This is a genomic window from Kocuria sp. CNJ-770 (assembly GCF_001942375.1).
Taxonomy (GTDB): Bacteria; Actinomycetota; Actinomycetes; order Actinomycetales; family Micrococcaceae; genus Kocuria; species Kocuria oceani.
Genome location: NZ_MKJW01000111.1, coordinates 129,477 through 138,983 on the forward strand (window position 1 = coordinate 129,477; position 9,507 = coordinate 138,983).

At 74.5% G+C, this 9,507-nt stretch carries 10 protein-coding genes and 1 pseudogene; 3 read left to right on the forward strand and 8 right to left on the reverse strand.

The window, feature by feature from the left end; all coding sequences use genetic code 11:
• Positions 1 to 21 precede the first annotated feature (21 nt).
• The gene (paaZ, locus tag BJF77_RS13410; RefSeq protein WP_075872475.1) at positions 22 to 2,112 is read right to left on the reverse strand and encodes a phenylacetic acid degradation bifunctional protein PaaZ; all 2,091 of its coding nucleotides are present in this window, start codon (positions 2,110 to 2,112) and stop codon (positions 22 to 24) included.
• 158 nt (positions 2,113 to 2,270) lie between these two features.
• Here paaZ and BJF77_RS13415 point away from each other — a divergent pair, with 158 nt between their 5' ends.
• Complete coding sequence (locus BJF77_RS13415) at positions 2,271 to 2,675, forward strand: hotdog fold thioesterase (RefSeq protein WP_075872476.1); 405 nt, start codon at positions 2,271 to 2,273, stop codon at positions 2,673 to 2,675.
• A 143-nt stretch (positions 2,676 to 2,818) separates the two neighbouring features.
• Here BJF77_RS13415 and BJF77_RS13420 read toward each other — a convergent pair whose 3' ends face one another.
• The 4 genes and pseudogenes from BJF77_RS13420 to BJF77_RS13435 all read right to left on the reverse strand — a co-directional run bounded on the left by BJF77_RS13420 (position 2,819) and on the right by BJF77_RS13435 (position 6,419).
• Positions 2,819 to 3,436 (reverse strand): tyrosine-protein phosphatase, encoded by a 618-nt coding sequence (locus tag BJF77_RS13420; protein ID WP_255396261.1) that lies wholly within the window; start codon positions 3,434 to 3,436, stop codon positions 2,819 to 2,821.
• A 112-nt stretch (positions 3,437 to 3,548) separates the two neighbouring features.
• On the reverse strand, positions 3,549 to 4,418 hold the full coding sequence (locus BJF77_RS13425; protein WP_075872477.1) for a 3-hydroxyacyl-CoA dehydrogenase family protein: 870 nt from the start codon (positions 4,416 to 4,418) through the stop codon (positions 3,549 to 3,551).
• Between the two features lie 12 nt (positions 4,419 to 4,430).
• Positions 4,431 to 5,210, reverse strand: a complete 780-nt coding sequence (locus BJF77_RS13430) for an enoyl-CoA hydratase/isomerase family protein (protein ID WP_075872478.1) — start codon at positions 5,208 to 5,210, stop codon at positions 4,431 to 4,433.
• Positions 5,210 to 6,419 (reverse strand): annotated as a pseudogene (locus BJF77_RS13435) (acetyl-CoA C-acyltransferase). The gene BJF77_RS13430 and the pseudogene BJF77_RS13435 overlap by 1 nt, the downstream one beginning before the upstream one ends.
• A gap of 209 nt (positions 6,420 to 6,628) precedes the next feature.
• On the opposite strand from BJF77_RS13435, the gene BJF77_RS13440 reads away from it, so the two are divergent.
• On the forward strand, positions 6,629 to 7,012 hold the full coding sequence (locus tag BJF77_RS13440) for a DUF1622 domain-containing protein (protein ID WP_075872479.1): 384 nt from the start codon (positions 6,629 to 6,631) through the stop codon (positions 7,010 to 7,012).
• On the opposite strand, the gene BJF77_RS13445 is transcribed toward BJF77_RS13440, so the two are convergent.
• Both BJF77_RS13445 and BJF77_RS13450 read right to left on the reverse strand, forming a co-directional pair.
• Complete coding sequence (locus BJF77_RS13445; RefSeq protein ID WP_075872480.1) at positions 7,009 to 7,653, reverse strand: hypothetical protein; 645 nt, start codon at positions 7,651 to 7,653, stop codon at positions 7,009 to 7,011. The two genes, BJF77_RS13440 and BJF77_RS13445, sit on opposite strands and share 4 nt — an antisense overlap.
• Complete coding sequence (locus tag BJF77_RS13450) at positions 7,596 to 8,321, reverse strand: condensation domain-containing protein (RefSeq protein WP_075872481.1); 726 nt, start codon at positions 8,319 to 8,321, stop codon at positions 7,596 to 7,598. Before BJF77_RS13450 ends, BJF77_RS13445 begins: the two co-directional genes overlap by 58 nt.
• A gap of 88 nt (positions 8,322 to 8,409) precedes the next feature.
• Between BJF77_RS13450 and BJF77_RS13455 the strand changes: the two genes are divergently transcribed.
• Complete coding sequence (locus BJF77_RS13455) at positions 8,410 to 9,213, forward strand: alpha/beta fold hydrolase (RefSeq protein WP_047802122.1); 804 nt, start codon at positions 8,410 to 8,412, stop codon at positions 9,211 to 9,213.
• 7 nt (positions 9,214 to 9,220) lie between these two features.
• On the opposite strand, the gene BJF77_RS13460 is transcribed toward BJF77_RS13455, so the two are convergent.
• Positions 9,221 to 9,507: thiamine pyrophosphate-dependent enzyme (locus tag BJF77_RS13460; RefSeq protein WP_255396263.1), on the reverse strand; the 287-nt coding region annotated here is incomplete at its 5' end.

Below are 9,507 nucleotides of genomic sequence, written 5' to 3' on the forward strand. Positions count from 1 at the left end.
GCCCGGGAGCCGGTCAGGTGGTCAGGCCGCCGGCCAGGTCTTCGCGACCAGGGTCAGCACGTCGTAGGTCGCCACGATCTCGTCGTGCTGGTTGTGCAGGATCGCGTCCCAGCGGACCTCGCCGTACTCGTCGGTCACCCGCGGGGTGATCTGCTTGGCGGTCAGGGTCACCCGGACGGCGTCGTCGTAGGTCACCGGGGTGAGGAACCGGAGGTTCTCCAGTCCGTAGTTGGCCAGCACGGGTCCCGGGGCGGGCTCCACGAACAGCCCGGCCGCCCAGGAGACCAGCAGGTAGCCGTGGGCGACCCGCCGGGGGAAGAACGGGTTGGCCGTGGCCGCCTCCTCGTCGGTGTGCGCGTAGAAGGTGTCCCCGGTCCTCTCGGCGAACTCGGTGATGTCCTCCAGGGTCACCGTGCGCAGCTCGGAGGCGAACTGGTCGCCGATCCGCAGGGTCTCCAGCGACTTGCGGAACGGGTGCTCGCCGGTGCCGTTCTCGACCGCCTCCCGGGTCACCGTGTTCGCCGCGGCGCCCCGGTGCCACACGCCGGTGACGGCCGTGAGGATGTCCGGGGGCCCCTGGATCGCGGTGCGCTGCATGTAGTGCTTGACGCCGCGCACCCCGCCCAGCTCCTCGCCGCCGCCGGCGCGGCCCGGGCCGCCGTGGACCAGGTGCGGCATGGGGGAGCCGTGGCCGGTGGAGGTCCTGGCGTCCTGGCGGTTGAGGAAGTGCACGCGCCCGTGGTGGGAGCCGATGCCGGCGGCGAACCGGGCCGCGGTCGCGCCGTCGTTCGTGCACACGGTGGCCACCAGCGAGCCGCCGCCGAGCGCGGCCAGCCGCACGGCGTCGTCGACGTCGGTGTAGCCGAGCACGGAGGTCACCGGGCCGAAGGCCTCGACGAAGTGCACCTCCGGGGTCTCGGGGTCGTCGAAGGACAGGACCGTGACGGGGAAGAAGGCTCCCGCCCCGGTGTCGGCCGCGCCCACGGAGGCGTCGGGGCCGCCGAGGCGGACGGTGCCGCCGGCGGCCACGAGGCGCTCCACGGCCTTGCGGACCTCCGACTGCTGCTCCTTGGACGCGAGGGCGCCCATGGTGACGCCCTCGGCGCGGGGGTCGCCGATCACCACGCGCTGCTGCACGCGCTGGGCCACGGCCGCCACGACGTCCTCCACCCGCTCCTGCGGGACGATGACGCGGCGGATGGCCGTGCACTTCTGCCCGGCCTTGGCGGTGATCTCGACGAACACGGCCTTGACGAACGCCTCGAACTCCGGGGTGTCCGGGGTGGCGTCGGGGCCGAGGATCGCGGCGTTGAGGGAGTCCGTCTCGGCGGTGAAGCGGACCCCGCCGTTGACCACGTTGTCGTGGTTGCGCAGCGACTGCGCGGTGCCGGCGGATCCGGTGAAGGCCACGTGGTCGCGGTAGTCCAGGTGGTCGAGCAGGTCCCGGGCGGATCCGGAGACCAGCTGCAGCGAGCCCTCGGGGAGGATCCCGGAGTCGACCATCAGGCGTACGCAGGCCTCGGTGACGTAGCCGGTGGGGGTCGCGGGCTTGACCACGGTGGGCATGCCGGCGAGGAAGGCCGGTGCGAACTTCTCCAGGAAGCCCCACACCGGGAAGTTGAACGCGTTGATCTGCACGGCCACGCCGGGCATCCGGGTGTAGATGTGCTCGCCCAGGAAGGACCCGTCCTTCGAGAGCTGCTCCACGGCCCCGTCCACGATGACGTTGGCGTTGGGCAGCTCGCGCCGGCCCTTGGAGGAGAACGTGAAGAGGGTCCCGATGCCGCCGTCGACGTCGAAGAAGTGGTCCTTGAGCGTGGCGCCGGTGGCGTAGGACAGGTCGTAGAGCTCCTGCTTGTGCTCGGTGAGGTGCTGCGCGAGCTCCTTGAGCTTCAGCGCCCGCTCGTGGATGGTGAGCTCCCCGAGGGAGTGCTGCCCCACGGTGCGGCCGTACTCCACGGCGGAGGCGATGTCGATGCCGTCGGTGGACACGCGCGCCACGATCTCGCCGGTCGAGGCGTCGGCGACCTCCGTGATCCGCTGGGGGTCCTCCGGGGTCCACCACCGGCCCCGCAGATAGCTGGGGAGGACGGTCTGGGTCTGTGCTGCCACGGTGGGTGGTCCTTTCGCTCGGGTGCGTGCCGGGCCGGGACGAGGTCCCGCTCCGGCATCCTGACCGATCGTTCGGTATTATGACCACGATAACGTACGTCACACCCCGGGGACCACAGGGAATCTGCGGTCCCCGTCCCCTGCCACCGAGGAGTGCCATGAGCGCGACCCCCGAGCCCTGGCGGATCGTCCTGGGCGAACTGGACGAGAAGATGGGCGTCACCGTCCTCGAGCAGTCGCCGGAGCGGGTGGTCGCCACGATGCCCGTGGCGGGCAACCGGCAGTCGCTGGGCCTGCTGCACGGCGGGGCCATGGTGGCGCTCGGGGAGGCCGTGGGCTCCTGGGCCGCGGTGATCCACGCGTCCACGATGGGCAAGGTGGCCGTGGGGGTCGACGTCAACGCCACCCACCACCGGTCCTCCCGCACCGGCACCGTGACGGCCACGGCCACCGCCCTGCAGCTGGGCCGCTCCCTCACCTGCCACGAGGTGGTGATCGCGCACGAGGACGGCACCCGGCTGTGCACGGTGCGGATCACGAACTTCCTCAAGGACCGGAGCTAGGGGCCGGGCTCGGGCACCGGGCTTCTGCGGCCGGAATCAGGCAGCCGGACCGGGGGCGGGGCGGCCGAGCCGGCGGCGCAGGGCCGCCAGCTCACCGGCGGACAGCCCCGCCCCGCGGAGGTAGCGCTCGGCGTCGAGCCCGGTCACCAGCTCGGCGAGGGCGGCCCGGCGCCCGGCGAGCAGCGCGGCCAGCTCCTCCGCGGGGTGGTGGCGCTCCACCGGGTGCGGCACGGGCGAGACCCGGTGCCACTCGTTGATCCCGCGCGCGGCCGCTCGTCCTCGGCGAGCAGGCGCTCCGGGGAGGCCCCGGCGAGGCCCAGGAGCAGCAGGGCGAGCACCCCGGTCCGGTCACGCCCGGCCGAGCAGTGCACCACCACGGCGCCCTCGGCGGTCGCCACCGCCCGCACCGCCTCGGCGATCGGTCCCGGAAACAGCCGCAGGTAGTCGCGGTAGCCGCGCGGGTGGTTCAGGTACGGGGTGCCCACGAGGGCGAACTCGGGGTGCGCGGGGTCCTCCGTCGGGCGGTGCAGGACGGCGATGCCCGCCCGGGCGGCCGGCTCGTCCACCGGATCGGTGGGGCGGCGGCGGCGCTCGCCGGCGTTGCGCAGGTCCACGACCGTGCGCACCCCGTCGGCGGCGGCGGCGCGCCAGCCCGCGGGCGTGAGCCGCTCGGCGCGGCCCATCCGCCACACGTCCCCGGCGAGGAGCCGCGCGTTGATCGCCCCCTCCCAGGGGGCCGGGGTCCCGGGCTGCGCGTCCATGGTGCCCACAGTAGGCCCCGCCCCCGACGACGCGCTCCTCCGGGAGGTCGCCGGCGCCGGCCCCGGGCGTGCGCGGGCACCGGCCCCGGCCGGAGCCGACGGGGTGCGGGCGCTACCCGTCGTAGCTGAAGAAGCCCTTGCCGGTCTTGCGGCCCAGCTCACCGCGGGCGACCATGTCCCGCATCAGCTGCGGGGGCGCGAAGCGCTCTCCGAGCTCGGACTCGAGGTACTCCGCGATGCCCAGCCGCACGTCCAGGCCCACGATGTCCGTGAGCGCCAGGGGGCCCACCGGGAACTTGTAGCCCAGGACCATGGCGTTGTCGATGTCCTCGGGGGAGGCCACGCCGTCCTCGACCATGCGGATGGCTTCGAGGGCGATCGCCACGCCCAGCCGGGAGGAGGCGAAGCCGGGGGCGTCGTTGACCACCACCGGGGTCTTGCCGAGGCCCTCGACCCACTGCACCGACAGCCGCTTGAGCTCCTCGCCGGTGTGCTTCGAGACCACGACCTCCACGAGCTTGGAGGCCGGCACCGGGTTGAAGAAGTGCAGGCCGCAGAACCGCTCGGGGCGGGCGAGCTGGGCGGCCAGGCCGTCCACGGACAGCGAGGACGTGTTCGTGGCCAGCCAGGCGGTCCCGGACAGGTGCCGCTCGACCTGCTGCAGCGCCGAGACCTTCAGGTCCCAGGACTCGGGCACGGCCTCGACGACGAGCTCGCACCCGGCGAGGTCCGCGGAGTCCAGGGACACGGTCAGGCGCTCGGACCACTCGTCCAGGTTGCCGTCCACGCTCCCGCGCTCCAGCGACTTCGCCAGGTCCCGCTCGATCCGCTCCCGGGCGGCCTCGGCGGCCCGGCCGTCGCGCTCCACCACGGTCACCTGCGCCCCGGCGAGCAGGAAGGCGTGGGCGATGCCCGCGCCCATGCGGCCTCCGCCCAGGACGCCGACGGCGGCGGGGACGGACAGTGCGTGCTTCTCGGTCATCGGCTGCTGCTCCTACTTCTTCTTGCGGTCCAGGAAGGCCTGCATGCGGTCGAACTTCGCCTCCGACTCGAAGAGCACGGCCTGGGCCAGCTCGTCGATGTGCGGGTGGGCGGACGGCGGGGCCCCGAAGACCCGCTTGGAGATCCGCACGGCCAGGGGGTCCTGGGCACCGATCCGGTCCGCGAGCGCGTGTGCCGCGCCCACCAGGTCGGCGGGCTCGTGCAGCTCGGTGACGAGGTGCAGCGCCAGGGCCTCCCGGGCGTCGAGGATCCGCCCGGCGAGCAGGATGTCCAGGGCGACCGGCTCGCCGACGAGCTCCTTGAGCCGCCACAGCCCGCCGGCCGCGGCGATGATGCCCAGGTTCGTCTCCGGCTGGCCGATCCGCAGGTGCGGGGTCGCGATCCGGAAGTCCGCCGCGTAGGCCAGTTCGGCGCCGCCGCCCAGCGCGTAGCCGTCGATCGCGGCGATCACGGGCATGGGCAGCTGGTGGATCCGGGCGAAGATCCGGGAGTTGATGCCCTGCAGCGCGTCGTCGCGGCGGCGCTCGCGCAGCTGGCCGATGTCCGCGCCGGAGGCGAAGACCCCCTTGCCGTTCACCTCGGTGCCGGAGAGGAGCAGGATCTTCGGGTGCCGCTCCAGGTGGCCGCACACGGTGTGCAGCTCCTCGACCATGGTCGCGTCAATGGCGTTGCGCACGGCCGGGCGGTCCAGGACCACGTGCAGGCGGTCCTCGCGCTCCTCGAGCCGCAGGGCGGTGAACTCCCCGCCCAGGATCTCGCCGGGGCCGGGCATCAGAGCTTCTCCACGAGCATCGCGGTGCCCTGGCCCACGCCCACGCACATGGTGGCGAGACCGCGGTCCGCGTTCTCGCGCTCCATGCGGCCCAGCAGGGTCACGACCAGCCGGGAGCCCGAGGAGCCCAGCGGGTGGCCCAGCGCGATGGCCCCGCCGTCGTTGTTGACGGTGCCGGCGTCGAGGCCCAGGCGGCGGATGCAGGCCAGGGACTGGCTGGCGAAGGCCTCGTTGAGCTCGACCGCGCCGAGGTCGCCGACGCCCCACCCGGTGCGCTCGAGGACCTTCTGCGTGGCCGGGACGGGGCCGAGGCCCATGATCTCCGGGGCCACCCCGGCGGAGGCGCCGTCCACGATCCGGGCGCGGGCGGCCAGCCCGTACTTCTCGGCGGCCCGCTCGGAGACCACCAGGATCGCCGAGGCGCCGTCGTTGAGGGAGGAGGAGTTCCCGGCGGTGACGACCGAGCCGTGGGCGACCACGGGGCGCAGCTTGGCGAGCACCTCGGCGGTGGTGCCCGGGCGGGGCCCCTCGTCGGTGTCCACGACCGTCTCGGCGCCCTTGCGGCCCGTGACGGTCACCGGCACGATCTCGGGGGCGAACCGGCCGGCGTCGATCGCGGTGATCGCCTTCTCGTGGGAGGCGACGGCGAACGCGTCGGCGTCCTCGCGGGTGATGCCGTCCACGGCGGCGACCTCCTCGGCCGTCTCCGGCATGGAGTAGGTCATCTTGTCCTGCTTCTTGAACTGCGGGTTCGTGAAGCGCCAGCCGATCGAGGTGTCGAAGACCTCGCCCGGCTTGGCGAAGCCCGTGGCGGGCTTCTCCATGACCCACGGGGCCCGGGACATGGACTCCACACCGCCGGCGACGACGACGTCCGCCGCCCCGGCCTTGACCATGTGCGAGGCCATGATGATCGCGGACAGGCCCGAGGCGCACAGCCGGTTGACCGTGATCCCCGGGACGGTGTCGGGGAAGCCGGCCAGCAGCCAGGCCATGCGGGCCACGTTCCGGTTCTCCTCGCCGGCGCCGTTGGCGTTGCCCAGGATCACCTCGTCGACGTCGTGGGGGTCGATCCCGGCGTCGGTGACCGCGTGCTTGACCACCAGCGCCGCGAGATCGTCCGGGCGCACGCTCGAGAGCGCGCCGCCGTACCGGCCCACGGGGGTGCGCGCGCCCCCCGACGAGGAAGGCCTGGGGGGTTGAGGACATGGCAGAACTCCTGTCGCGACGGGGAGGGCCGGTCGCGGGCGACGGTGCCCAGCAATAACCGACCGTTCGTTCACCTTACGATCGCATGAGCGCGCGCGCGGGGTCAACAGGGACCGCGTCCGTGAGATCCTGGCGTCTTCACGGAAGTTCAGCGCACGCACAGTGCAGACACGATCCGGCGTCCGCCGCCGGGGTCACGGAGGTGCAGGATGTCGTTCCGGGAGTCCATGGAGCTCGTCGGGGAGGTCGTCGACGTCGCCGGGGTCGTCGCGATCGTCATCGGGGCGGTGGTGGCGTCCCTGCTGGCCGTGCGGGAGCTGCTGGGCCGCCGGTACGGAAGCCACGACGCCTACGTGAACTACCGGCAGCGCCTCGGCCGCTCGATCCTGCTGGGCCTGGAGCTGCTCGTGGCCGCGGACATCATCCGGACCGTGGCGATCACCCCCACGTTCGAGTCCGTGGGCGTGCTGGCCCTGATCGTGCTGGTGCGCACCTTCCTCAGCTGGTCCCTGGAGCTCGAGATCACCGGGCGGTGGCCGTGGCAGAAGGAGCCGGAGGCGGCCGCCCCGGCCGCCGGGCCCGCCGCGTCCTAGCGCTCCCGGGGCGCGGCGGACGCCTCCGCGCGCAGCCCCTCGCCGACCGCGGTGAGCCAGGCCTCCACGGAGGACCGGGCCGCCGGGGTGCCGGGGAAGCGGGCCCGCAGGTGCAGACCGTCCGCGCCGACCACGAACCAGACCTGCACGCCCGTGGTCGGGGCCGAGGCGGAGACGTGCTGGGCCCGCAGCTCCGCCGGCAGGCTCACCGGGAGGCGCCGGTAGTCCATGTAGGAGAGCATGAACATGCCCGCGGGGACGGGCATGCCGCCGTGCGGGCGCAGGATCGGCTCCAGCGCGTGCGAGCCCAGCTCCAGGGCCTCGCGCACGGCGGCCCGCCCGGCCCGGGGGTCGGCGTCCGCGCACTCGAGCACCGAGTTGGTGATGAACCAGCCCACGGCGTCACGCCACCGCGGGTCGGTGCGGCTGTGCACGGGCAGCACCGCGCGCAGCGGCCGCCCGGCCGGCTCCAGGGTCGCCCGCGTCAGCACCGACACCAGCAGTGCCAGCAGCCGCACCCCGAGCGCCTCGGCGCGGGCCTCCAGACGGGCCAGCGCGCGGGCGCCGAGGACCTCCCGGGTGGTCACGGTCTCGGGTGCCGGGTGCGCGAGGTCGCCCAGCGGGAGCGGGAAGACCGGCATGGTGCCCCCGCCGTCGGCGAGGATCCGCCCCCACCGCTGCGCGACCCGGGCCGGGCCGCGGGGCGGGCCGCCAGTTCGCGCGTGTGCTCGGCGAAGGAGGCCGCCGGGGGCCGGTCGGTGCCGGGCGGGCGCCCGGCGCGGACGTCGGCCAGGGCGTCGAGCAGGTCGCGCGCGAGCACGGGCAGGGACCACGCGTCCACGTGGGCGTGGTCGGCGGCGAGCACGACGACGACCGGACCGTCCGGCGGCTCGACCAGGCACAGCCGGTGGGAGGGCCGGGCCAGGGGCGCACAGGCGCCGTCGACCAGCTCCTGCAGGGCCGCCCGCGTCCCGGCCGGGCCGACGTCGTGGCGGGCCCACAGCGGCTGCGCGGCGTCGCGGGCCTCGTGCAGCCGGACGCCGCCGTCGTCGCCGGTGGAGAACACGGTGCGCAGCGTGTGGTGGCGGGCCACGACACCGGCCCAGGCGCGGCCCAGGTCCTCGTGCAGGACCGGGGTCGGCAGCTCCAGGGCCACGCCCATCCACGTCCCCGGGCGGGAGCCGGCGCCCACGTGCATGCCCTGGTCGAAGGACACCGGCAGCCGCCGGCCGGTGCGCGTGACCGGGACCGTGCAGCTGGAGAGCCGCCCCTCGGGCAGCCGGGCGTGCGTGATGTTGGTCAGCCGCATGGGCACCTCTCGATCGCGTCAGGGGCAGTCTCACCCGGGACGCGTGTGCGGTCCAGCGGCGTCCACGATGCAGGCGTAGCGTGGCCGCATGCCGACGCTCGACCTCGACCGCTGCCGACTGGCCTACGACGTGACCGGTTCCGGCCCCCCGGTGGTGCAGCTGCACGGGCTGCTGTCCGACCGGGCCTCCAACGCCGCCGGGGGCCTGGACCTGGCCTCCGGACTGGCCGGGCACCGTGCGGTGCGCTTCGACGCCCGCGGGCACGGGCGCTCCGCGGCGGAGCCGGTGGCGGCGGACTGGGCCTGGCCGCGCCTGGCCGCGGACCTGCTGGACCTGCTGGACGCCGTGGTGCCCGGGGAGCCGGTGCACGGCATCGGCCCGTCCATGGGTGCGGCCACCCTGCTGTACGCTGCCCTGGCCCGGCCCGAGCGCTTCCGCTCCCTCACCCTGTGCGTGCCGTCCACGGCGTGGGCCTCCCGCCGCGGCCAGGCGGCGGCCTACCGGCGGGGGGCGGAGCTGGTGGAGCGGCACGGCCTGGAGGCCTACCTCCGGGCCGGGCGGGCCGCTCCCCGCCCGCCGGCCGTGGCCGACCGCGGGACGCACCCGCCGCGCATCGACCCTTCTCTGCTCCCCACCGTGCTGCGCGGTGCCGCCGCCACCGATCTGCCGCCGGTCGAGGAGCTGGCCCGGATCGGGCTGCCGACCCTGGTGCTGGCCTGGTCGGAGGACCCCACCCATCCGCTGTCGACCGCCCGGGCGCTGCGCGCGGCCCTGCCCGGGGACGCCCTGCACGTGGCGGGCACCCCCGGTGAGCTGGCGCGGTGGCCGGGCCGGTGCGCGGACTTCGTGCGGGCGGTGGAGGCGGGTCCCCGGGGCGGCGGGGCGGACTGAGCGGGGGTCAGAGCCGTTTGCCGGCGGTGAGGGAGGCGGTCATGAACTCGGCGACGACCTGTTGGGAGATGGCCACGTCGAGGACGAAGACGCCCTCGTCGTGGGTGTCCAGCCAGTGCTGCAGGTGCTGGAGGTCGGCCAGGGTGGTGGCCTTGGTCCCGGCTGCGCCCATCGTCTGGGCCAGGGCGGCGAAGTCGACCTCGTCGATGAGCATCGCGGTGGGGTCCAGGCCCTTGGCGGCGTACTGGTGCAGCTCGGCGCCGTAGGCGGAGTCGTTGAGCACCACGATCACCC